Here is a 24,256-nt window from a genome sequence, read left to right as displayed (position 1 = left end):
GAGAATGTGCCATCAGCTGAGGGATTCGCCGGCTCCCCATTCCGCTCGCCCGGAGCCCCGTCACCGTTCGGCGGGCAGAAATTCGGCGTATCGGCGACAATAGGAACATGAACTTCTACAACCCCTCCGCAGCACGGCCGACGCTCGTGGTGCCGCCCGTGCACGAGCGGCAGCTTCCCGCGAAATCGCAGGAAACCACCGCCACCAACCCCTGGCCGCTGGCTTTGCTCGCGCAGAACCTCAAAAACTATGTGGACAAGGTTCCCGAGCTGTGGGTTGAGGCGCAGGTCGCCTCGCTCAACGGCCGCGGAGGCAACGTCTTCATGGAGCTCAAGGACGTTCAGGAGGATTTTTCCTTCACCCTCGCGCTCTTCGGCCGCGCCGGTAGCGGCCTCGCCGCCGACGTGACCGTGGGCTCGCGCATCGTTACCCGCGCCAAGCCGAGCCTGTGGAAGAACGGCAAGCTCTCCCTCATCGGCAAGGAAGTGTACGCGGTCGGCACCGGCAACCTGCACGAGCAGCTACAGCGTCTGCGTGAGCAACTCGCCGCCGAGGGGCTGTTCGCCGACGCCCGCAAGAAGCCGCTGCCCATGCTTCCCAACCGCGTGGGCCTGATTACCGGTCGCGACTCCGATGCTGAGAAGGACGTTATCCGCAACGCCTCCCTGCGCTGGCCCGGCGTGTCCTTCGAGGTGCGCAACACCCGCGTGCAGGGCGAGGGCGCGGCTCAGGAGGTCATCGCCGCGCTCGCGGAGCTGGATGCCCACCCCGAGGTGGACGTCATCGTCATCGCCCGAGGCGGCGGCTCCTTCGAGGACCTGCTCCCCTTCTCCGAAGAATCCCTCATCCGAGCCGTCGCGGCCGCCGTCACCCCGGTGGTCTCGGCGATTGGCCACGAGGCGGACTCCCCCATCCTCGATGCGGTGGCCGATTTGCGCGCCTCCACGCCCACGGATGCGGGCAAGCGCATCGTGCCCGATATCTCCGAGGAGGCGGCCCGCATCGCCGAGGCCCGAGCCCGTCTGGACCGCGCGGTACTCGGCTATGTGGGCATGCAGATGAGCTACATCGCGCAGCTGCGGAGCCGCCCGGTGTTCACCCATCCCGATTCGGCGCTGCTCATGCGTGCCGACGAGGTGAATCGCCTGCGCGAACGCGCCCTGCGGGCCACCGAGCACCGCATCGAGCGAGAGTCGGGAACGTTGGAACACACGATTGCGCGCGTGCGGTCCCTCTCCCCCGCCCAGACCCTCAGCCGCGGCTATTCCATCGTTCAGAATTCTGCGGGCGCTATTGTGCGTGACGCCTCGGTGCTGCACGAGGGCGAGCAAATCACGGTGCGCGCGGCGGCAGGTTCGGCGCAGGCGTCTGTGACCTCCACGAATCCCTCGAACATCTCCTAAACCTCGATACCCCTAAGTTTCACCCCCAGTTTTTACCCCTGAAAGGTTCCTCAATGAGCGAGAACATTAGCTTCAACAGCGCCGAGCTGGGCGCACCCGTCGAAACCCTCGGCTACGAGCAGGCCCGCGCCGAGCTGGAGCAGGTCGTGCGTCAGCTGGAGTCCGGCACCAGCGATCTGGAAACCTCTATTGCCCTGTGGGAACGCGGCGAGGCCCTGGCCGCCCGCTGCGAGGCATGGCTGAAGGGCGCGCAGGAGCGCCTGAACGCGGTGCGCGGTGAGCAGGGCGGTCAGGAACCCGCGGCCAACTAGCGTGCCCCTCCCCGGCTCCTCCGACTAGCGATAAAACGGCCTGCCCCGCAGCTCTGATGAGCTGCGGGGCAGGCCGTTTATATTCCGGTAGGGTTCGCTAAGCGGCCGGCGAGATATCCCTCGCTAGTGCTTCTGCTTGTAGTCGGCCATGAAGTTACCCAGACGCTCCAGGGCGCTGGTGAGGGTCTGCGTATCGGGCAGGTACACCAGGCGGAAGTGATCGGGGTCCTTCCAGTTGAAGGCGCGGCCGTGGCTGAAGAGAATCTTCTGGCTCTTGAGCAGGTCGAGAGCGAACTGCTCGTCATCGGTAATGTCGAAGCGCTCAATATCAATCTTCGGGAACAGGTACAGCGCACCGTCGGCGGGGGTGCAGCTGATGCCGTCAATCTCGTTGAGCATCTTGTGGGCCAGGGTGCGCTGCTCGTACAGGCGGCCGCCAGGAGCAACCAGCTCGTTGATGGACTGGTAGCCGCCAAGCGCTGTCTGGATTGCGTGCTGTGCCGGGACGTTGGAGCACAGGCGCATGGAGGCGAGCAGGTGGATGCCCTCAAGGTAGCTTGCGGCGTCCTTCTTCGGGCCGGTGATTGCGACCCAACCCGCACGGTAACCGCACACGCGGTAGGCCTTAGACAGGCCGGAGAAGGTCAGGCAGAGCACGTCGTCGCCGGTGAGGGTTGCCATGTTGATGGCTTCAGCACCATCGTAGGTGATCTTTTCGTAAATCTCGTCGGAGAACACGACCAGACCGTGCTCGCGTGCCACATCCACAATCTGCTTCAGAATCGAGCGCGGGTAGACGGCACCGGTCGGGTTATTCGGGTTAATCACCACGATGCCCTTGGTGCGCTCGGTAATCTTCGACTTAATGTCTTCGATGTCGGGGTACCAGTTGTTTTCCTCGTCGCAGAGGTAGTGCACGGGCTTGCCGCCCACCAGCGCGGTGGATGCGGTCCACAGCGGGTAGTCGGGCATGGGGACCAGGATTTCGTCGCCGGTCTCGCATAGTGCCTGCAGGGTCATCGGGATCAGCTCAGACACACCGTTACCCAAGTAGATAGACTCGGTGTCCAGGTTCATGATGCCGTGGTTCTGGTAGTGCTGCACAATGGCGGTACGTGCGGAGTACAGGCCGTGGGAATCGGAGTAGCCCTGGGTTTCGGGCAGGTGACGAATAATATCCATCATGATCGCGTCCGGCGCCTCAAAACCGAAGGGGGCGGGGTTACCGATGTTCAGCTTAAGGATGCGGTAGCCCATCGCTTCCATGCGGTTCGCCTCATCCAGAATCGGTCCGCGAATATCGTAGTGGACGTTGTTCAGTCGGGAGGACTGGCGGTACTTCGTCATGATGATTTACTTTCTAGGGTGATCCAAAATGAATTGCGCTGCGTCGTCATCGGCGATGGGGTTGGATCCGCTGGTGAGCTGCAGCAGGAACGAGAGGTTACCCGTGTCTAATGTAGATGATACGCGGTTAACCGCGTTGCGGGCGCTATCTGGCAGGGTGCGACGAATAATCGGCACCAATTGTTGTTGCAACATGGCACTGGAGGGGTCCTCCAGCACGACCAGGCGGTTGTCGTCGATGGCCGGGTTCACGCTGTGCAGCAGGGTCACCTGCACGCTGTCGTCGGTGAGGGCACGCACGCGCTCGGCGGGGTCATTCTGCTGCGTGACGGCGCGGGCCGTGAAGCGGTAGAGGCTGCGCAACGACTCAATGCCGTAGGTCCCGACCGAGTAGCTATCGGGAATGGAGAAGCCCAGGGTGGATTGCACATCGCGCAGGCCGACCAGCGAGGTGAGCTTGTAGCGGGCGCTGACGGCGCGGGTGGTGACCAGCACATCCTTGTTGGTGGCGCTGGCGCCGTTCAGCAGGTTCAGCCCCTCGGGTAGAATGCGCGAGATGGCGTTGGTCATGTCGGTGGTGGTCATGGCGCGCAGATTGATGGGATCTGCCGAACGGGTCGCGGAGGCGCTGGCCGTCGGGTCGGCCGAGGAATCCGCGGAAGGGCTTGCGGTGCCGGAGGCCTCTCCGGTCGCTCCGCTACCGGAGGCCGTATCGCTCGGGGTGGGGCTCTGCGTAGGAGCCGGGGGCAGGGTCACGCCGGCGGCGGCCGCGGAGGCGGTCACCGAGGCCGCCACGCGCTCGTTCTGTACGGCGGCGGGGCTGAGCTTGCCATCATCGGTCAGGTAGAGCAGCAGGTCGCCGCTGTAGTCGATGACGATATCCAGCGGGTCAACGTCCTGGGCTTCGACGGAGGCGGCCCCGCGGTCCACGGGTAGCGCCTCGTAGGCGGCGGTGGCTTCGGCCTCGCTCACCTCGGGGGTGGTCGATTCGGTTCCGGTGCTTTCCTGGCGTCCCGAGGGCGCAAGAAGGGCGCGCAGGGCCAGGCTGCGGCTGTGACCCGTTTCAACCAATTCGACGGTGTAGCCGACCCTTCGCAGGGCCTGAGCATACACGTGGGCCACGGCGTGCATTTCGCGCAGGGCACCGTAGCCGATGCGCAGGGTGCCGTAGGTGGGGGCGGAGGGGTCGACCTGCGGCATCGCGTCGTGGGTGGCGCAGGCGACCAGTAGCGGGGCGAGCGCCGCGGAGCCCAGCAGGGCGCGGCGGGTTAGGGCGCGGCGGGTCATGAGGTGAGCTTCCTGGCGTTCTCATCGGCGAGAAATTCGCGGTATTCTCGGGCCCAGCTTGCGGCGTTGGTGTACCCCATCATGGAGGCCACCTCGTCGATGAGCGTGCCGTAGCGAATCGTATCGAGCTCGGCGATGGGCACCCAGCGCGCGGTGTCGGAGGAGCCGTTCACCTCGTGGCGCAGTTCGCCGGTGACGATGTGGGCACGGAAAACCACCCGCAGGGCGCAGAAGGGTAGCGCCTCCGGGTCTTTTTGAGCCTGAGCCGAGCGCACGGGGAAGTGACCGGCATGCACGCCCAGGATGTCCTCAATAGCGACGCTGTATCCGGTCTCTTCGAGGGTCTCGCGCAGCGCCGTTTCGTCGGCCTGCTCGCCCGGTTCCATGCCGCCACCGGGCAGCGACCAGAGGGGGCTGAGGTTCCGGTCTTCGGGCACCCAGTGGGTCATGAGCAGCTTACCCTGCTCGATGATGACCGCGTAGGCCGCGGGTCGGGTTTCCATTGATAATGCCATGGTTCGATTTTACCGCCTAGCGCTTCTTACCCCGGCGCGCTGAGGCCGCCTTGGAGGTCTGGCGGGCGTGCTGTCGGGCGTTGCCGTTTTTCTTGGCGTTGGCGCGCTTCTTATCGCGTGCCTCGCGGCGTGCGTTAGCGGCGCGGGCCTTCGCCTTAGCCTTGGCCTTTTCCGCGGCCACGCGTTCGGCGCGTGCCTGGCGAGTTTCGGTGCCGCGATCGCTGCTGGCGGTACGTCCGCGCACGATGCCGATAAAGTCCTGCAGGAGAGCCTCGAGCTCCTCGGGGCGCGGCTCCCCCTTGGGCGCGCGCGGCCAGACCAGGTGCACCGGGTAGGTGTCCAGATCGGGCACAGGGCGGTAGGTGAGGTCCTTGCGGTGGTAGAAACGCGCGATGGACATGGGCACGATGTACAGGCCCACGCCGGCGGCCACCAAATCGATAGTCTCCTGGTCATTCAACCCCTCGGGCACAATGCGGCCGGAGCTTTCACGCCAGGAGCGGGAAACCTCCTCGTAGGCGGGAATATCGGAGGCGGGCTGAAGCAGGAACTCCTCGGCCAGTTCGGCCACGGGCACTTCGTCGAGTACGGTGAGAACGTGGTCCGTCGGCAGGATGACCACGGGCAGCTCCTCGTAAAGGCGGATGCTGTGGTACTTCTCGCCGTCGGTGCTGGCCGGCTCGCGGTAGGGGCGCAGGATGCTCATGTGGGCGAAGGGGTTCTCGGGAACCTCCACTCGCTCGATAGGTGCGGGCTCTGCGTTGTCTGCGGGGCTTGCCGTTTCGGAGCCTTCCGCAGACTCCGGGTCGATCAGCTGTAGGTTCTGGTGAAGGGAGTCCAGTCCGCGCGCCTCGCGCACGGGCACCTCGGCCAGGGGCACGCGGTCGCCGTAGCGTTCGTGCCAGCGGTTGAACCACTTGCCGGGCATAATGCCGGGCACGTAGCTCACGCGCAGGGCCGAGCGCTGCAGAACCGGCACGGGTAGAGCCTCCGGAGTCTGAATCGTGGCCAGCTGCTCGGGGTGCAGGTACACGCGGGTGGGAGCCTCGGAGGGCGCTTCGGCGACGGCCGCCTCAAGGGGTGCCGTCTGCTCTGCATGATTCTCGCGGTGCTCTGCGGGGGTTGCGAGAGGCTGCTCGGGGGTGCCTGCGGTGGAGGTGTCGGTTGAACTCATCCCTCCACGCTAACACATTCGTCCGGCGAAACTAGTCGCGCTGGGTGAGGGCCCGAGGCAGAGCATCGGTGTCGTCGAGATCCTCGGCCGCACCTTCGCGGTCTAGGCGCTTCTCGCGCGCCACGGAGATGACGACCGCCCCGGCCACCACAAAGGCCAGGGCCACGGGGAACATCCAGGGTTCCAGGCCCAGGGCGGCGAGAATGGCAAAACCAATCGTGGTGTAGATGCCGGCCCACATGAGGGTGCCAACCAGCATTGCGGGAATCCAGCGGCGTAGGGGCATGCGGGTAAAGCCGGTGGTGACGATGACTGCGGTCTGAAAACCCACGGTCAGAAAGCACAGGGGCACGGCGATAACGCCCCATCGGTTAATGAAGGCGCGGGCCTTGCGGTAGAGGGGACGTTCCATTGCCTCGCGGATGCGGTGGAGGCGCGCGCTCCCCTTCGCGGCCAGGGCCGCCACCCAGTAGACCAGGCTGGTGCGGACGATTCCCACAATCCACATGAAGAGTAGGGCAACCTCAATCGGTAGAGAGTTAATCCATTCTTTCACCCGGCTATTCTCTCACGAACAGATTCGCCAGTCCTCCCCGAGCGCGAATATGCCTATTCCGTGACACGCATCGGGGATGAGCCTCGCGAAGCTCAGACGAGTACCCAAGGGCGATTCGGCGAGCAACGTTTTCCGACGGTGTATACCTTTCTGATATGGCCCAACGAGCTTCGAGCGGCCTCCCGAAAATTTTTTAAAAGATTTTTATGCACCCTCGATGATCCGCTCTTCCCAGCAATGGCGCGGATTTTATTTAGGGCAACCTTAGTTTAGTGACAGACCGTCGCTATTTTCAGTTTGTGCACCCTCTCGAATTAGGTTATATTTTTATTGCCGAATGGGGCTGGCCTTGTGGGAAGGCCTCCCCGATCGGTCTAGAAGACTTTCTTCCTGTGTGTGATGCTGGAAAGGGAGCCCCATTGACGGGGCTCCCTTTCTTTTTGTCTCTGCTACTCCCCCGACAAATAATCACGGTGATACACCACCGAATACGCAGAATGTCCCGAAGGACTCTATCCTTCGGGACATTCGTTCATGGGAGTTTCTAGGCAATGCACGCAACCGGCGGTAGCCCTCAGGTGCCTGCCCAGCTACTTCTTGGAGTTCTTCTCGTCGTTCTCGCGGTGCAGGGCGCTCAGAGGCTTGGGCAGCTGCACGGGGTTCCAGGTGTTGCTGACCGCCTCAAATGAGGAACCACCACCGGGATGACGGCTTCCCGCGCGACGGGATACGCCGAGCGACGAACCAGGCTGGATTGCGGGGTTGTTCAACGAGGCGATATCCAGGGCGTCGAACTCAGAATCGTCCAGAACGTCCGGCAGGGGAATCTCCTCCGGAATCGGTGCGGGGGCCTGCTGAGGCGCCTGACGCACCGGGGAACCGTCGCGCAGGGCCGGACGCGGCTGACCCTGATTCGACTGGTTCGGGTGCGCCGCCTGCGGAGCCTGCTGAGCCACTGGGCGCTCCTGCGAAGTGCCGGCAGGGCGAGGGGCGGAGAAATCGGTCGGCACACGCGGCGCGGGCTCGCGAGCGGGGGCAGCCTGGTGCACAGCCGGCTGCTCCGTGGCTTCGGCCCGGGGAGCAACGCGCGGGGCCTGCTGAGAGGCCGTCTGCTGAGGCGCCGCCTGCGGAACCTGCTGCGCGGGGCGGGGCTGAGCGGATTGCACGGGCTGCGTGGGCTGAGCCGCTACTGCTCGCTCGGCCGAAGACTGAGGTTCAGCAGCTCGAGGTGCGGGCTGAGAGGTCGCCCCGCTACCGCTCTCCTGGTCGAAGAGCACGCTACCGCGGCGGATGGGCTGGAATCGGCTCGGGCGCTGGGGGCGGCGCTGCGGATGCTGTGCGTGGCGCGAAGCCGCGGGACGGCCCTCTGCTCGGCGGTGGGCCGGCGCATCCTGCGCAGAATCGACACTCTCAGCGGCATGGGACTCATGCACTCGGGGCTCGGGTGTGCGGGGTTCAGCGTCACGATGCTCAGCTGCAGGCACCGAAGTCTTCGGGGACGAAGCCTCAGAGGAACCCTCACGACGAACGGGCTGTGCGACGGGAGCCTTGGGGGCGGGAGCCGGCGCGGGGTGAGCCTCAGCAGCCGAAGCAGACTCTTCGGCTTCACGGTCAAGCTGCTCATCATCGAAGTCGACCTCGGAGCGCTCGTCTTCGTCATCGTCGCCCTCGCGGTGAGCGAGACGCTGACTCAAGGTATCTGCCAGACCAAAGCGGCCCGCGGCCCAGGCCAGACCACCCAGCACGGCGAAAATCACGAACCATGCCCAGGAGAACAGATCAAAGAGGGCCAGAAGCAGGCACAGCACTGCGGCAACGCCAGCCCCGGCGGCGACCAGGTAGGCCACACCAGAGGGAGTTGAAGTATCGAGGGAGGAGAGCAGGGACTGCTTGGGCTCTTCCACCACGGGAATCTCATCCGTGTAGGGGGCCATCGGGGAGGAATCGCGAATCTGCGAAATGGACGCCGTCTGCGGTGCCGCGCCGTCCCCCACCGCGTGCGAGGAGGAAGAGGAACGCGGAAGAGCAGAAGAGGGCAGGGAGGTGCCCGGCGCCACGGCGTGGTCAGAAGACTGGTAGGCTTCCGATTCGTTCAGCAACACGCCGGCGGAGGCAAGAATGTCCTCAGCGGTGCGTTCGGCGCTAATCAGGGGTCGTTCGGGCTCAACCGTGTGGCCGGCGGGCGCGCGACGCAGGCTCCTGGGTACAAACCACAGCAGCAAAATCACGGTCAGAATTACCAATACACCCGAGGTGTTCAACAACGTCATGTTAGGTCGCCCTCTATCGTCCCTAAATCCCTAGACTTTAATCATACCCTTATATTCCCATTTCTTTCCATAAAAGGTAAAAATGGGATGGATGAGCGCATATACCCCGGACGGCATACACAACGTTATGCGCAATATTGCACGCATATTAGTCACTCCGTCTCCCCAAAAGACGGAACGACCAAATAAATTGAGGAAGGCGCCCCCGCTCGGCAAGCCGACAAGGAACGCCTCCCTCAGCGTATCAGGTGATTGATACCCCGTAACCGGGGTGGTGTTACGAAAGAACGGCCTTAGCAGTTCTCTGCGACAAAGTCCTTCAGCCAAGCGCGCAGGTCGTCGCCGAACTCGGGGCGCTCAGCAGCAAGAATAACGTTTGCCTTCAGGTAAGACAGCTTGTCACCGGTGTCGAAACGGCGGCCGGAGAAGACCACGCCGTAGACACCTTCGCCTTCGCCCTCACCCTGAGCCAGGGTCTGCAGGGCATCGGTCAGCTGAATCTCGTTACCGCGGCCCGGAGCGGTATTCTCCAGAACCTCGAACACCTTCGGGCTCAGAACGTAACGGCCAATCACCGCGTAGTTCGAGGGGGCCTCGTCAGCGGCGGGCTTCTCTACCAGCCCGGTGATCTTAACAAAGCCATCTTCGCCTTCAACGGTCTCGATAGCGGCAGCGCCATAAGCCGAGATTGCCTCGCGGGGAACCTCCATCAGAGCAACGACGGAACCGCCGGTACGCTCCTGGACCTCCACCATGCGGGAGAGCAGGTCTTCCTTCTCATCAATCAGGTCGTCACCGAGCAGAACGGCGAAAGCCTCGTCGCCCACGTGGCGCTTTGCGCGCAGCACGGCGTGACCCAGACCCTTCGGGTCACCCTGGCGTACGTAGTGCAGGTCGCCGCCAAGCTCGTTGGTCTCAAGAACCGAAGCCAGCAGAGCATCCTTACCCTGCTCGGCGAGCTGACGCTCCAGAACGGGAACACGGTCGAAGTGATCCTCAAGAGCGCGCTTATTGCGACCGGTAATCATCAGAACATCGTGCAGGCCGGCACGAACAGCTTCCTCCACCACGTACTGAATCGCGGGGCGATCAACGACGGGGAGCATTTCCTTCGGGGTGGCCTTCGTGGCGGGCAGGAATCGGGTGCCCAAACCGGCGGCAGGAATAACCGCCTTAGTAACAGACTTAATTTCAGTAGCCATGCCACAAGAATACCCTAAGTTGTAAAGTACTTAGGTCGAATCGTGAAACTATGACGTGAAAAATCCCTAACGTGATTAACTGCATACAGGCTCGTGCAGATACCGAAAATATCAAAAGATCGGCACGCCGCTCTTTCTTTAAATCGTCCTATACTGAGAGAAGTGTGCCCCTTCACAAATCTCCACCATTCGCGAGATTTGGGGCCTACGCCGCGAGTCTGTACCTCATGTCCAAGACACCGCTCACCCCGCAACGACGATGGGACCCCCATGCACTTCAACACCGCAGTAGCCGCCAGCACCTCCGATTCGGGCGCCAGCGCCGAGGATATCTCCCTGGATAAGAACATCCTCCGTTCGCAGATTCGTCCCCGACGCCTCATCGCTCGCAGCGAGCGCGGGCCCACCGGACAGCAGCGAGTGCGGGACCTCTTCACCGAGAATATTCTGCGCGAGGTGCGAGAGCGTCTGCACTCCCCCGGTACGGTTGCCGCGTACCTGCCCACCCCCTCGGAACCTCCCATCACCGAGGCGCTTACCCGCCTGCACGAGGCCGGACACCGCATCATCGTGCCGGTCGTCCGTCCCCGTCGAACCCTCGCCTGGGTTGAGTGGGATCCCACCATTGACCACCCCCGCAGCCCCATGGGAATCCCCGAACCCGAGGGCGAAGAACGCGACGTACAGGCATTCGTCGAGGCCGATGTGCGTCTCATCCCCGCCCTCGCCTACGATGCGGCCGGGCATCGCCTCGGCCAGGGAGGCGGTTACTACGACCGAATCATCCCCCTGCTGAGCGAGGAACAACTGCGTGAGAAGACCCTCGGCATCGTCTTCGCCGAGGAAATCTACGAAACCGTCCCCTACGACCGCTGGGACAGCATCCTGCCGGTTATTCTGACCGAAGAAGGAACCTACCGCCCGGCAGAACGCACCGCGCAGAACCTCTCATAACGAATACGCCGCGTTACTTTTAGTCTTGGGAAGAAAACAAAATACCCCTCACGATTCAAAAGCGGTACACTCAAACCACGCAATTAACCGTAATCAACGAAATATCAATGGGCGAAGGAAGTTATGCCGGTTTACGTTTACCAGTGTAAGAATTGCAATCACGTATTTGAACAGCGCCAGTCCTTTAGCGACGATGCCCTGCGCGTCTGCCCCCAGTGCGGTCAGGAGACCCTGCGCAAGCGCTACAACACCGTGGGCATTACCTTCAAGGGCTCCGGCTTCTACAGCACCGATAAGAACTCAAACTAATAAGAATTCAAACCAGCTGCCGCAGAACGCGACGGATGGATAGCGCCGACCGGCTCGGCGTTCGATAACACGTTAGGGCGGCGGGTACCGAACAGGTACCCGCCGCCCTAGCGTGTATTGGATGATGGCTCGCGGCCTCATGCCACCGAAGCCTAGACGATGTTGTTACCCCAGTGCGGGGGACGCTGCTGGCGCATCCACTCCAGGCGCTCCTTCTCCTCGGGGGTGAGGGGCTTCGAGGCGCCGTGGACGGTGCGCTTCTTCCGCGAGCTACTGCCGGAGCCACCGCCGGAATCGGCAGTTTTTGGCGCGGCCGACCGGTCGCCGGGCACCGCGGCAGCGGGGGTCCCCGACGACGGGTCCAGACCCGCAAGACGGGGTTCGGCACCTCCCACGGTTCCGCCCCCGCTCACCCGGCGGTTACCGCGTCGGGGTTTGGGCACGGGCGAATAGTTAGCCACGGTCCTCAGCATCCTCGTCCATGTCCAGGTAGTGCAGGATGCGCGCCACCACGCCGTCCGGGTCGGAGAAGACCTCCAGGGTGCCCAGCGTGATGTAGTTCCAGCCGGTGCGACTCAGGCGCTCGGGTAGCAGGCGCGTACGCTCGCGCACCGAGGCCCGCGCGTAGTTCTGCTCGCCGTCGGAGCAAGCCACCAGAGGCATCGCGGCGGGAGCGCTCGGGCCGGAGGAAACCACGGGAGCCACGCCCAGGGCGGGCACGGGCTCGGCCACGAGCTTTTCGGGGGCGTGCGCAATCAGCGCGATGTCACCCTCACCCTGCGTCACGCGTACGCCGCGGGCCTGCAAACGCGCCACCAGATCGTTGAGCAGCCAATCGCCCAGGTCGGGGGTTTCCTGCTCGTCGGTAGCCAAGAAGGCATTGCGCGGCAGAGTCTCGGGCACGCGCTGTGCCTTCGCCTCGGCCTCTTCGCGGGCCTGGCGCTCCGCGTGCTCACGCAGCAGGTGGTAGAAGTCGACCGCGCCGTGGTGTAGCTTCTGCGGGTCCAGCTCGGTCGGGTCGATGCACGAAACGATGCGCAGGGCCCGGCGGGCGCGAGTCAGCGCCACGACAAAGCCCTGACGGCCGTGCTCGGTGGAGAGCTGACCCAGGTCATAGGAGGCCTGGCCCAGGCGGGCGCGTCCCACACCCAGCGAGAAGATTACGGTGTCGCGTTCGAGGGTCTCGGCGCGTGTCAGGTCGACCACGCGGAAAGACTCCTCGCCGGCGGCAAAGAACGGGGCGAGCTGCGGGTACAGGTTCAGGGCGTGACGCACCGATTCGGCCACGCGCTGAGCATGCTTGGGGCTGGCCGTCACGACCGCGAGGGAGCGGTCGGGGGTGCGGTAGGCGTGCTCCAGCACCAGGTTTGTGACGCGCTCGACCTCAACGCCGGGCGAATCAAGGTTCGCGTTATCGCTCACCTTGCCGCGAGTGTCAATGTACTCCACGGTCAAGGTTGCAGCCGGCAGTGAGGAGGCGCGGCTTACCGGGGCGGCGTGCAGCTGCGAATCGTAGAACTCGCGGTTCAGGTAGTCGAGAATCACCGGGTCCATGCTGCGGTGCAGCATGGCCAGGGTGCGGTTCGGCAGTACCGTGGCGAGCACGTCGAAGGTGCTGTCCAGCTGTTCATCGGCGGGGTCCGGCGCGCCGAAGGTCGGCGCGGACACGATGAACGGCGAGGGGTATCCCGAGTGCGGGTCGCCCAGGGCGATCACCTGGTCGGCGCGGGTGATAGCCGGCAGGTTGGCCGCCAGCGGGGTGGATTCAGAGTCCAGCAGGATGGCCGCGTCAAAACGCATCGAGGCCGGCACCTTGCGGGCCAGGGCGAAGGGGCTGGCGGTCCACAGGGGCAGCAGGGTGCGCGCCATGACGGGCGCGTGTGTCAGCAGCTCCTCCAGCACGAACTCGTAGCCGCGCAGCTGGCTCTTCAGGTAGGCCGCCTGGTCGTGCTCGGATTCGATGCGGTCGGTCCACACGCGCGCGACCTTTGCCAGAAGGCGGGCCGGGGCGCTGGTCATGTGGGCGTAGTCGGCGCGACGGAAGCGGGATTCGGTGTCTCGCAGGCGGTCACCGTCCAGCAGTTTACCCTCGTGGCGTTCCAGCAGGTATTCCAGCGCGGACTGCCACCAGGCGAGCTCCAGCTCGGCCGCGACAACTTCGGTCGGTACCTGACGGGCGTACAGGTCATCCAGCAGCTCGGACAGGCCGCGTTCGTGAAGCTTCTGCTGGAGCGCGTCACGTTCGGGCAGGGTCATGAGCAGGACGCGGTCGTCCATGAGGGCGTCCAGGCGGGCGTCCAAAACGTCCAGGTCGGTGCGCACAAAGTCGGTGCCGTCGATCGTATCGGCAAGCACGATACCCAGGCCCGCCAGCTCGGACACCAGGGAGTTCAGGGCGTCGGCCAGCTGATCCAGGTTCTGCGGAATCTGCGGGGTGCGGGGTGCCTCGATATGGCGAATCCACTCGGCACGTTCGGTCTGCACAATCTTGAGCTGTTCGTGCAAATCCCCGATGTTCACGCCGGGCAGGATGTACTCCTTCGCCGCGCGACGCAGGCGGGAGCGCTGCATACTGCTCATCTCGATGCCGTTCTCGCGACGCCACGCGCCCGAGGCGGTTGCGGCAATCAGATCGGTCACGGGGCGGTCGTACACATCGGCGCGGAAACGCTTAAGCGTCTCGCGAATGCGCATCAGGATCGCCAGCTGCGACTCCCACTCGGCAATCGTGCGGCCCGGGCGCAGGCCCAGCATGGCGGCCATACGGTTCATGGCCTCGCGCAGATTCAGCAGGGAGGACTTCAGGGTAATGACCAGGGCATAGGCCTCCGCTGCCTCCTCGTCATTGACCAGGCGGGCGCGGTACCACGGCGAGGTGCGCGAGGCCGCGGCGAATCCGTCAATCTCGCCCAGGCGCACGAGCTCGGCGCGTACCTGATCGCGTTCCAGGAGGGAGTCCAGCATGGGGCGGTCGAAGCGTACGCGGGTGGCCGGGCCGTCCTCGGATGCGGTCAGCTCGGCCAGACGCTGCAGGGCGGCGTACACCGAAATCTGCCAGTGCGGGTCCTTCGTGAGCAGAGCGCGGGTGTGGTCGATGAGGGTCTGGCGGGTGGCGCACAGTTCCTCGTTGAGGTCCTCGGAGTTCGGCTCCTCGGCACTTTCGTTGCGTACGATGGCGCGGATAAATTCGGCTCGCTGCGCCTCCGAATCGTGTTCGGCCAGCAGGTCGTAGCGCAGGCTGTCGATGCCGGTGCGCTTGAGCAGGGCCGAGAACTCGGCGAGCGTCGAACGCTTCTCGCCCACAACCAGCACGGATTTGCCGCGGCCGATGAGGGCGGAGGCAATATTCACGGCGGTGCGCAGCGGCTCGGTGCCGGGGGCCGCGGTCACGGTGAAGGAGAAACCGCTCACCGCGGTGTCGATAATATCCTGGGCGTTTGCGTCCGCGTCGAGCAGGAGCATCTCCTCGGCGGGGTCGCGCTGGTCCAGGGGCTGCTGCAGGTTGTGGGCGTTCAGCTCGCGCGGCTTCACGCCGGGCACCTTCAGCGCCGCCACGTCACGCACGAGCGGGGTGATGGCGGTGTGGGGCAGCTCGCCCAGGCTTTCCTTCAGGTCGGCAAAGGTCGAGATGAAGTACTTCGACTCGATGGTCATGCCCGGGATACGGCCGGCCGAGGCGCGCATGCGCTCGATGACCGGCTCCGGATCCAGACGAGACATGGAGTTCGCCAGCTGGGCCACGTCCATGGTGCCCAGGTCGATGCCGTACTCCTGCTTGATCTGGCGGACCATGGCGGGGTTCAGGCGCGCGGAGCCGGCCAGGCGCAGCTCGAAGTCGTCATCCTTCGGGTGCGGGGTGATGCTCAGCGGCGCCATGAGGATCGGCGCGATGAAGCGCTTCTCGTAGGCTGCGGCGGCCTCGCGGGTGTCGTGCGAAAGCCAGGATGCGGTGCCCGCCACGAAGTAGCCGGAGTCCAGACCGTGGTCGGTGGCAAGCTCGTAAATCTTGGTGCGCAGGGTGCGGGCGGAGCGCATGCCCGCCTCCAGCTGCGACTTTTCGCGCAGGATGGTGGAGAGGCGGGTCTTACGTCCGGCAAGTAGCTGAGCCAGGCCGGAGGGGTTCGCCTCCGACAGGTCGATGTGCACGTAGTCGACCTGGTTGAAGTCAAGCATCGCGTCGGGGCCGGTGTAGACGTCCATCTGTTCGGCCCAACGCTCAAGCCCCGCCGAGGGGTCGAAGTCCTCGTGGGCGGGGTTCAGGTGCGGGGGAAGCTCGGCGATGCTCATCTCGGGTTCGGTCGTTTCGGCAAGCTGCGCCTGTTCTTCGGGGGTCGCCGATGCGACGGGCACCTCGGCGGTATCGCTCGGGGTTCCGTCGGTGTTCTGCATGTGAACAGAATCAGGAGTATGATTCACGTCTCGACTATCCTTGTATGTCAGTGTGATGCACGGCGTGCAATCCGGTGGTGCTTCGTGAGCGGTCCTCGCGCTCAGATGTTATTCGATCTACGATAGCGTCCTAGCCCAGCGTCATCGAGAGATTAGCCATGGTGAGCACCAAAGCCACCATGACATAAAACGCCACGGCCGCCAGCAGGACCCAGCGGTACCTGGGGGCCAGTTCACCCTCCAGGTTACCGAAGCGCAGGGAACGGAAGAGGAAGAAGGACAGGAGCGCGCCGGGCAGGTTACCGATGACGGCCAGCAAGATAATCAAATACAGAGCATAGGCTCGTTCGGTGCGCTCATTCTCGATTCCCGCAAGCTTAAGGGTACCGCCCAGCAGCAGGCTCAAGCATCCGTTCATGAAAGCAACCGTAAAGAAGGGAATCTTCATGGCGTCCTGGAAGCTCATCTGGGAGTTTGCCGCACCCACGGCAATCCACAAGAAGAGGAGGGCCGGAATAATCATGAGGTACCAGAAAAGGTACTTACGCATCTTCTCGGAGTTATCAATCAGCGCCAGGATTGCGGTCACGAAGGTGTCTCTTTCGGGTTCTGTTCAGGAGGTAGATTCAGGGCAGCGGGAATAAATTGGCTCCGGGCAGGAGCGCCCGCAACTACGGGGTGGTTTCGGTGCCTCCGTCGAGGGCATCCTCAACCTGCTTGCTGAGGGATTCTCGGCGCGCGGTTTCCGAATACTCAATATAGCGACGCACCACGTAGTCCAGCACCACCCAGAGAGCCACGAACGAGTGGTAGGGCTTGCGCTGGGTGCTGATGTGGGTGGGGGTCGCCTGGTAGTGCAGGGAGTACTCGGCGTGCGAGGACATGTAGTTCACGCCAATCGCGGTCACCGCAACCATGGGAATACGGCGCAGCGACAGCATCTTGATGTGCTCGCGCATGTTCTCGGTCTGGCCCGAGAACGACACGATAATCACCACATCGTCCTGGGTCATGGTGTTCATGGCGCTCTCGAACTCGTTGCGAGCCGGAATAACGTGGCAGAATTTGCCGCAGGCCTGCATGGACTTGGCGAACTCCTGCACCGCGTTGCGCTGAGCGTAACCGGTGCCAAAGCAGTAGACGGTGCGCGCCTCGTAGATGCGTTTAAGCAGACCGCTCAACTCCATGTGGTCGAGGTAGTCGTAGGTGCGCTGAATATCCTCGCGGCCGCTCTCGATGAAGCGGGGGTTGAAGGGCTCACTACGGCTAAGGGAAGACTTGATGAAGTACTTCAGCTCAGCGAATCCTGAAAAGTTCAGCTTCTTCGTCAGTCGAATAATCGAACTGGTCGAGGTGTAGGTTTTGTGCGCCAAAGAATTAATCGTCGACTCCGCGACGAATTCCTCGTTCTCCAGCATGAAGGCCAAAATTTCCCGTTCAGTTTCGCTGAACCGGTGCTGATTCGCATTCACGACGTCTTGTAAATCCACTCAGAGCTCCTGAATCCGATGGTGAGCAATATATAAATATTACACGCTTCGGATTCCACAGCCCGGTTCTGCCGTATTGTTCCCGCTCACGCAGAACCTTTCGAGAGAGGCCCACAACCGGGGCCAAGGATACCCAAGATACAGCTTCGCCGGCGGCACCGGATGTATCCGGTACCGCCGGCGAAGCGGATTATTCACTGCCCGATGCGCGAACTACGCGGCGAGCAAATGCGATGGCTCTAGACGTTGCTCTTGGAGCTGTTCACCATGGTCTCGAAGCGTTCACGGACCTGGGGAACGTCCATACCGACAATCACCTGGAAGGCCTTGCCCTTGCGGACGACACCCAGGGCGCCAGCGCTCTTGAACTCCGCATCCGAGGTGCTGACCAGGGACTCATCGGCCACGGAGACACGCAGGCGGGTTGCGCAGTTGTTCACGGTGGTGATGTTGTCTGCGCCGCCGAGCAGCTCGAGGAAGCCAGCCGCACGGGGTGCGTACAGGTCGGCGCCTTCGGCGTCACCGGCAGCGGCTGCGCCGCCGTCCTTCTCAGCAGCCTTAGCAGCCTTGTACTCTGCCTTGCTGTAGAGCTTGGTCTCGCCGCCGTCTTCTTCACGACCGGGGGTCTTGAAGTCGAACTTCAGAATCATGAAGCGGAAGATCACGAAGTACAGGACGGTGAAGCACAGGCCCACACCAATCTGCATGAGGTAGGTGCCGGAGTGGTTTGCCCACAGCGGAATCCAGTTCTGGAACAGGAAGTCGAGCAGACCGCCACCCATGTAACCAACCAGACCCAGCTGGTACATGATTGCTGCCATGGATGCTGCCAGGATTGCGTGGACCAGGAACAGCGGGGGTGCCAGGAACAGGAAGGTGAACTCGAGGGGCTCGGTGATACCGATCAGGATCGCGGTGAGGCAGACGGGGATCATCAGAGCGAGAACTTCCTTGCGCTTCTCGGGACGAGCAGTGGTGTAGAACGCCGCTGCGATACCGATGGGTGCGAAGACCTTGGAGTTACCGTGCAGTGCGAAGCCGCCGCCGGGGAACAGTTCCTTCAGGGGCTTGTCGCTCTTTGCGAACTCGGTCAGGTGGGTCGGCCAGTCCTTAGCGATACCGTTCGGGGTAACAACGTTACCGAAGACGAACGGGGAGTAGATGAAGTGGTGCAGACCGGTCGGAATCAGGAAGCGCTCGAGGAAGGTGTAAACCCACACGCCGAGTGCGCCGGATGCGATGAAGAAGCCCTGCAGGGAGGAGATGCCGTGCTGAGCGTAGGGCCACAGCCAGGAGAACAGGAAGGCGATGGGCATCATCAGGAAGAAGCAGACGCCGTAGACGTACTGGGAACCCTGGAAGATGCCGAGGAAGTCGGGCAGCTTCTTATCGAACCAGCGGTTGTGTGCCCACACCACGATTGCGGAGATGATGATGGCACCGAAGATACCGGTGTCCATGGTCTTGATACCGGCGATCATCTTCAGACCGGTACCTGCCGCGCTCTCAGAGATGTCGGTGGTGTAGTCCAGGTCGAAGAAACCGGTGCCGCCCTTGCCCCATACCTTGAGCATGGTGCCGACGAAGTAGTTGAAGGTCAGGTAGACCATTGCAGCTTCCATCACTGCACGTGCGTTAGCGGTCTTTGCCAGTGCAATGGGCAGACCGATCACGAAGAGCAGTTCCATCTGGTTGAAGACGGTCCACGCACCGGACTCCCATACGGCCCAGAACTGGGACCAGAGGTTGTTCTTATCGGCGGCCAGGCCAATCAGCTGGTCGTTCTGCGCGATGATCGCAATACCGACCGCGAGGCCAGCGAATGCGAAGAGAAGAACGGGTGCCAGCATGGCAGAGCCGAACCTCTGTACTTTTTCCATCATGAGGCTATACGCCCTTTCGGGTATCGAGTGAGCGGGCGCAAGGGGCGGGCGGTCTTTGCCCGCCTGGGCTAACGCATCTTTATAAACACCCTTGAAAGTGTATGAGATGCACACCACACGATCTGCGCGCGCTAAGTGTCGAATGTGTTTTAGACAGAAATAATAATGCCACTTCATTCCGGCCCATATGCACCCGAAGGACAGTTCTGAAAGAGTTTTTCACAACCTGAAACATATCCCGGCACCGGGTAAAAATACTGGGGAATAATCAAGCTTTTCCCCTGTCTGCCGGGGCCCAGACTCGATAGCATGAACATACTTGCGCGGCCGGAGACTGCCCTCCACCACTCAGAGCTTCCACAGGGAGAGCCATCCGACGCGCCCACCCCGTACCCCTACCCGAAACCCAATCGGAACTTATATATATGCGTTTCCTCACCCTCAACACCCACAGCTGGTGCGAAATCCATCAGATTGACAAGATCCGCACCCTCGCGCAGTTCATCGTTGATCAGCAGGTGGACGTTATCGCCCTGCAGGAGATCAACCAGCTGACTTCCACCCCCGTGGTGGAACATCCCCTCCACTTCCGCGGCGGCGCGGGTATTCCGGTCCGTGAAGACAACTACGCCCTGCTCCTCGTGCGCGCGCTGGAGGCGCTCGGCGCCCGCTACGAGTGGACCCTCACCGAGACCCACCTCGGGTGGGAGCGCTACGACGAGTGCGTGGCCGTCCTCTCGCGCATGCCGATCCGCGGCATCAGGCCCATCGACATGTCCCCCGACTACACCTACTTCCAGGTGCAGCGCCGCGCCGCGCAGGCCGCCCTCATCGAGACCCCCTCTGGTCCTTTCTGGTGCGCCACCACCCACATGTCTTGGTGGGACTTCGACGGTGAGCCCCTCTTCGCTCAGGAATTCACCCGCCTCTCGCAGGCCCTGGCCGAATGTGCCGAAACCGCCCCCGTACTGCTCGGCGGCGACTTCAACTCCGCCGCGCACCTGCCCGACGAGGGCTACGCCTTCGTGACCTCTACCGGCCTGATCGATACCCGCACCATCGCGAAGCACACCAAGGGTGAGAACACCGTGCACCGCGAGATTGCCGGTTGGGAGGGCTCCTCGGATGCCAAGCGCATCGATTTCGTGTTCACCGACCGCCTCGTCGATGTGGCCTCCCATGAGGTGGTCTTCCGGGATAACTCCCCCGAGGCGATTTCCGATCACAGCGGCCTGCTCCTGGAGATCGACCCCGCAAGCTGGGCCCCGCAGAGCGTCCTGACGCCCCTCGACTAGCTGCGCTAAACGACCAAAACCTAACCGCCCCGGCGGCGAAAATACCAACTACTCAGTTACGAGACCCCCAAGGGAAGGAAGAACAATGACGACCCAGACCCAGTGGTGGCAGGAACCCGTTGTCTATCAGATTTACCCCCGCTCCTTCAACGACTCCAACGGCGACGGCATCGGCGACCTGCCCGGCATCACCGAGAAGATTCCGTACCTGGCAGACCTCGGCATCGAAGTACTGTGGCTCTCCCCCATCTACGCTTCCCCGAACGACGATAACGGCTACGACATCTCCGACTACCGCGCCATCATGGCCGAGTTCGGCACCATGGAAGACTTCGATACGCTGCTCGCCACCGCACACGAGCACGGCATCAAGCTCATGATGGACCTCGTCGTCAACCACACCTCCGACGAGCACGAGTGGTTCAAGCAGGCACGCTCCTCCAAGGACAACCCCTACCGCGACTACTACATCTGGCGCGACCCCAAGGGCTTCGACGAGGACGGCAAGCCTATTCCGCCGAACAACTGGATTTCTTGCTTCAGCCCCTCCGTGTGGGAGTGGGATGAGGCAACCGGCCAGTTCTACCTGCACTACTTCTCCGTCAAGCAGCCCGACCTGAACTGGGAGAACCCGAAGGTCCGCGAAGAGGTCTACGACATCATGCGCTTCTGGCTGGACAAGGGCGTGGACGGCTTCCGCATGGACGTCATCAACCTGATTTCTAAGGACCTCTCCTTCCCCGAGGACCCGGCAGTCCTCGCAGGCGGCCTCGACAACTCCCTGGCTGTCGCAGCCAACGGCCCGCGCGTGCACGAATTCCTGCAGGAAATGAACCGCGAGGTCTTGAGCAAGTACCCGGTCATGACCGTGGGCGAAACCCCCTGCGTGACCGTGGACGACGCCGCACTCTACACCGGTTTCGACCGCAACGAGCTGCAAATGGTGTTCCAGTTCGAGCACATGGATGTGGATGCCTCCGAGGGTGGCGTGACCGGCAAGTGGTCCGACCGCCGCTTCGACCTGGTGGACCTCAAGAAGGTTCTCACCCACTGGCAGGAGGGCCTGCACGGCCGCGGTTGGAACTCCCTGTACTGGAACAACCACGACCAGCCGCGCACCGTCTCCCGCTTCGGTAACGACTCCCCCGAGTACCGCACCGTCAGCGCCAAGATGCTCGGCACCGTGTTGCACCTGATGCAGGGCACCCCCTACATCTACCAGGGCGAAGAGCTGGGCATGACCAACGTCTTCTTCGACGACGTCAAGGACTACAACGACCTGGAGATTCACGACTCCTGGCGCAAGTACGTTGAGGAGTCCGGCCGCGTCTCCCCCGAGGACATGCTGCGCTACATCAGCGCCTCCGGCCGCGATAACGCCCGCACCCCCATGCAGTGGAACGCCGGCGAGAACGCAGGCTTCACCACCGGCACCCCGTGGCTGAAGCTGAACCCGCGTTACACCGAGATTAACGCGGAGTCCGAGCTGGCAGACCCGGATTCGGTGTTCTACCACTACCGCGACCTGATTAAGCTGCGTCACGAGCACCCGATTGTCCTGACCGGCGAGTACCGCCTGCTGGATGAAGAGGACGACCAGGTCTACGCCTACCTGCGCGTGAACTCCGACGAGGACGCAGCCGCAACCGGCGAGCGCGCCCTGCTGGTCGTCGCCAACTTCACCGACGACACCGTTCAGCTGAACTACGCGGGCGGCAACCTGGACTCGGTGGTGCTGACCAACTCGCAGGCTCTCTCCCCGACCGAGCTGAAGGCTATCTCGAACGTTCCGCAGCTGATTAGCTCGAACTACCGCGATGAGAACCGCGAGTTCACCGACGAGGGCACCCTGCTGCGCCCCTACGAGGCTAAGGTCTACCTCTTCGGTAACGCCGAGTAGGCACGCCCCAAAATAATGGTGCGCGAGGGGGACCAGACGCGGACGTTCCGGTCCCCCTCGCCCTATACTTCAATCACAGACTCCTTTTTTCTCTTCGGCGTAACCCGCCGGTACAGAAAGGCAATTATGAGCAATTCCGAGGCATACCAGGTTCCCTCCTACGAAGGCCGCCAGTGGTGGAAGGAAGCCGTGGTGTACCAGGTGTACCCCCGTTCCTTCAACGACGCAAACGGCGACGGTATTGGCGACCTGAAGGGCATCACCGAGAAGCTGCCCTACCTGGCTAAGCTGGGCATCAACGTCATTTGGCTCTCCCCCGTGTTCGACTCGCCGAACGTGGACAACGGCTATGACATCTCTGACTACTTCGCCATCATGAGTGACTTCGGCACCATGGAAGACTTTGACGAGATGCTTGAAACCGCCCACAAGCACGGCATCAAGATTCTGATGGACCTGGTCGCGAACCACACCTCCGATGAGCACCCCTGGTTCAAGGAGTCCCGCTCGTCTAAGGACAACCCCTACCGCGACTACTACATTTGGAAGGATCCGAAGGGCTTCGACGAGGATGGCAACCCGATTCCTCCGAACAACTGGGCATCCGAGTTTGGTGGCCCGGCGTGGGAGTGGGACGAGGCGACTGGCCAGTTCTACCTGCACATCTTCTTCAAGGAACAGCCCGACCTGAACTGGGAGAACGAGAAGGTTCGCGAGAATCTATACTCCATGGTCCGCTGGTGGCTGGACAAGGGCGTTGACGGCTTCCGTCTGGACGCTATCAACATCATCTCCAAGCCCGAGGGCTTCCCGGATGACCCCTCCACCGACTTCGAGAAGCACACCTCCTCGATTCCGTTCGTCATCTCTAACGGCACCATGGTGCACCCGTGGATGAAGGAACTGACCCGCGAGACCTTCAGCCGCTACGACGTGATGACCGTGGGCGAGACCAGCGCAACCAGCCCCGAGGACGCTAAGCTGTGGGCTGGCTACCACACCGGTGAGCTGAACATGATCTTCCACTTCGATCACATGGGCGTGGATAACGACCCGAACGGCTCTCTGGGCGGCAAGTGGTCCTACGCGCCGTACAAGCTGACCGAGCTCAAGCGCATCCTGAACGACTGGCAGACCACCCTGGAGGGTAACGCCTGGGGTTCGCTGTACTGGAACAACCACGACCAGCCGCGTGTGGTCTCCCGTTTCGGTAACGATTCGGATGAGTTCCGCACCCTGTCCGCTAAGCAGCTGGCGACCACTCTGCACTTCATGCAGGGCACCCCGTACATTTACCAGGGTGAAGAAATTGGCATGACCAACGTGAAGTTCGATTCGATTGAGGATTACCGCGATGGTGACTCGATCCGTTTCTACGAGGACATGCACGTTGACCACAAGCGTCTGAGCCACGAAGAGGCAATGCAGGCGATCTACATCAAGGGCCGCGATAACGCTCGTACCCCGGTTCAGTGGGATGCTTCGGCAAACGCCGGCTTCAGCCCCGAGGGCGTGACCACCTGGATTAACGTGAACCCGAACTACCCCGAAATCAACGCCGAGGCTGTTCTGGCGGATGAGGATTCGATCTTCTACCACTACCAGCAGCTGGTGGCTCTGCGCCGCGGTGAGCTGAAGGATCTGATGGTTTACGCCTCCTTCGCTCCGGTGGATTCGGTTCAGGTTCCGCACGATGAGGACGAGGCCGTGTACGCCTACACCCGTACCGGTGGCGCGGATGGTTCCCCCGCGAACGAGTCTCTGCTGGTGATTTCGAACTTCACCGCCGAGGAGCAGGAGCGCGACTTCGCCGTGCTGAACGAGGCACGCGAGGCTGGTGCTCGTGTTGAGCTGGTGAGCTCCAACTACAAGGACGATGCGGGTTCGACCCTGCGCCCCTACGAGGCGAAGGTCTACCACATCGTTCGATAGACGAAAGCTGTCTGACGGCTGCTGACCTCTAGGTCGGCG

The 24,256-nt window shown here is 62.7% G+C and carries 19 protein-coding genes; 7 read left to right on the top strand and 12 right to left on the bottom strand.

Annotated features, from left to right (window positions below; genetic code table 11):
- Positions 1 to 107 precede the first annotated feature (107 nt).
- Together xseA and AC3E6W_RS02600 are read left to right on the top strand one after the other, a co-directional pair.
- Positions 108 to 1,403: an exodeoxyribonuclease VII large subunit gene (gene xseA, locus AC3E6W_RS02605; RefSeq protein ID WP_313968324.1), complete on the top strand. Its 1,296-nt coding sequence runs from the start codon at positions 108 to 110 to the stop codon at positions 1,401 to 1,403.
- A gap of 53 nt (positions 1,404 to 1,456) precedes the next feature.
- On the top strand, positions 1,457 to 1,714 hold the full coding sequence (locus AC3E6W_RS02600) for an exodeoxyribonuclease VII small subunit (RefSeq protein ID WP_049343355.1): 258 nt from the start codon (positions 1,457 to 1,459) through the stop codon (positions 1,712 to 1,714).
- A 123-nt stretch (positions 1,715 to 1,837) separates the two neighbouring features.
- On the opposite strand, the gene AC3E6W_RS02595 is transcribed toward AC3E6W_RS02600, so the two are convergent.
- The 7 genes from AC3E6W_RS02595 to galU all read right to left on the bottom strand — a co-directional run bounded on the left by AC3E6W_RS02595 (position 1,838) and on the right by galU (position 10,065).
- Positions 1,838 to 3,061 (bottom strand): pyridoxal phosphate-dependent aminotransferase, encoded by a 1,224-nt coding sequence (locus tag AC3E6W_RS02595; protein WP_049346185.1) that lies wholly within the window; start codon positions 3,059 to 3,061, stop codon positions 1,838 to 1,840.
- A gap of 6 nt (positions 3,062 to 3,067) precedes the next feature.
- A complete protein-coding gene (locus AC3E6W_RS02590; RefSeq protein WP_371584502.1) occupies positions 3,068 to 4,348 on the bottom strand; it encodes a glycine betaine ABC transporter substrate-binding protein in 1,281 nt (426 codons plus the stop codon).
- Entirely contained in the window at positions 4,345 to 4,851 is a 507-nt protein-coding gene (locus tag AC3E6W_RS02585) for an NUDIX domain-containing protein (protein ID WP_049332014.1), read from the bottom strand. The genes AC3E6W_RS02590 and AC3E6W_RS02585 overlap by 4 nt, the downstream gene beginning before the upstream one ends.
- A gap of 28 nt (positions 4,852 to 4,879) precedes the next feature.
- A complete protein-coding gene (locus AC3E6W_RS02580) occupies positions 4,880 to 6,037 on the bottom strand; it encodes a LysR substrate-binding domain-containing protein (RefSeq protein ID WP_490652238.1) in 1,158 nt (385 codons plus the stop codon).
- A 31-nt stretch (positions 6,038 to 6,068) separates the two neighbouring features.
- On the bottom strand, positions 6,069 to 6,593 hold the full coding sequence (locus AC3E6W_RS02575; RefSeq protein ID WP_070680298.1) for a DedA family protein: 525 nt from the start codon (positions 6,591 to 6,593) through the stop codon (positions 6,069 to 6,071).
- 590 nt (positions 6,594 to 7,183) lie between these two features.
- Positions 7,184 to 8,863: a hypothetical protein gene (locus tag AC3E6W_RS02570; protein ID WP_490652237.1), complete on the bottom strand. Its 1,680-nt coding sequence runs from the start codon at positions 8,861 to 8,863 to the stop codon at positions 7,184 to 7,186.
- Between the two features lie 293 nt (positions 8,864 to 9,156).
- A complete protein-coding gene (gene galU, locus AC3E6W_RS02565) occupies positions 9,157 to 10,065 on the bottom strand; it encodes a UTP--glucose-1-phosphate uridylyltransferase GalU (protein WP_049332009.1) in 909 nt (302 codons plus the stop codon).
- Positions 10,066 to 10,335: 270 nt separating this feature from the next.
- Between galU and AC3E6W_RS02560 the strand changes: the two genes are divergently transcribed.
- Positions 10,336 to 11,019, top strand: coding sequence for a 5-formyltetrahydrofolate cyclo-ligase (locus tag AC3E6W_RS02560; protein WP_490652236.1), 684 nt, complete (start codon positions 10,336 to 10,338; stop codon positions 11,017 to 11,019).
- A 123-nt stretch (positions 11,020 to 11,142) separates the two neighbouring features.
- Entirely contained in the window at positions 11,143 to 11,328 is a 186-nt protein-coding gene (locus tag AC3E6W_RS02555) for an FmdB family zinc ribbon protein (RefSeq protein WP_049332007.1), read from the top strand.
- Positions 11,329 to 11,480: 152 nt separating this feature from the next.
- Here the strand turns inward: AC3E6W_RS02555 and AC3E6W_RS02550 are convergent, their stop codons facing one another.
- The 5 genes from AC3E6W_RS02550 to AC3E6W_RS02530 form a co-directional block, all read right to left on the bottom strand.
- Positions 11,481 to 11,789, bottom strand: a complete 309-nt coding sequence (locus AC3E6W_RS02550; RefSeq protein WP_490652235.1) for a hypothetical protein — start codon at positions 11,787 to 11,789, stop codon at positions 11,481 to 11,483.
- Positions 11,782 to 15,615: a DEAD/DEAH box helicase gene (locus AC3E6W_RS02545; RefSeq protein ID WP_490652399.1), complete on the bottom strand. Its 3,834-nt coding sequence runs from the start codon at positions 15,613 to 15,615 to the stop codon at positions 11,782 to 11,784. The genes AC3E6W_RS02550 and AC3E6W_RS02545 overlap by 8 nt, the downstream gene beginning before the upstream one ends.
- 232 nt (positions 15,616 to 15,847) lie before the next feature.
- A complete protein-coding gene (locus AC3E6W_RS02540; protein ID WP_049332001.1) occupies positions 15,848 to 16,306 on the bottom strand; it encodes a hypothetical protein in 459 nt (152 codons plus the stop codon).
- An 82-nt stretch (positions 16,307 to 16,388) separates the two neighbouring features.
- Positions 16,389 to 17,207, bottom strand: a complete 819-nt coding sequence (locus AC3E6W_RS02535) for a MurR/RpiR family transcriptional regulator (RefSeq protein WP_049331998.1) — start codon at positions 17,205 to 17,207, stop codon at positions 16,389 to 16,391.
- A 239-nt stretch (positions 17,208 to 17,446) separates the two neighbouring features.
- Positions 17,447 to 19,087: an alpha-glucoside-specific PTS transporter subunit IIBC gene (locus tag AC3E6W_RS02530; RefSeq protein WP_305793923.1), complete on the bottom strand. Its 1,641-nt coding sequence runs from the start codon at positions 19,085 to 19,087 to the stop codon at positions 17,447 to 17,449.
- Positions 19,088 to 19,515: 428 nt separating this feature from the next.
- Between AC3E6W_RS02530 and AC3E6W_RS02525 the strand changes: the two genes are divergently transcribed.
- The 3 genes from AC3E6W_RS02525 (at position 19,516) to AC3E6W_RS02515 (ending at position 24,217) form a co-directional block, all read left to right on the top strand.
- Positions 19,516 to 20,385 (top strand): endonuclease/exonuclease/phosphatase family protein, encoded by an 870-nt coding sequence (locus AC3E6W_RS02525; RefSeq protein ID WP_490652234.1) that lies wholly within the window; start codon positions 19,516 to 19,518, stop codon positions 20,383 to 20,385.
- Positions 20,386 to 20,470: 85 nt separating this feature from the next.
- Positions 20,471 to 22,285 (top strand): alpha-glucosidase, encoded by a 1,815-nt coding sequence (locus AC3E6W_RS02520; RefSeq protein WP_294604078.1) that lies wholly within the window; start codon positions 20,471 to 20,473, stop codon positions 22,283 to 22,285.
- Positions 22,286 to 22,411: 126 nt separating this feature from the next.
- Complete coding sequence (locus tag AC3E6W_RS02515; protein WP_070846832.1) at positions 22,412 to 24,217, top strand: glycoside hydrolase family 13 protein; 1,806 nt, start codon at positions 22,412 to 22,414, stop codon at positions 24,215 to 24,217.
- Positions 24,218 to 24,256 lie beyond the last annotated feature (39 nt).

The organism is Rothia sp. SCPM-O-B-18226 (M350) (assembly GCF_058213595.1).
Note: the sequence above shows the minus strand (reverse complement) of the source record. Positions and strands in the feature narration are given on the sequence as shown.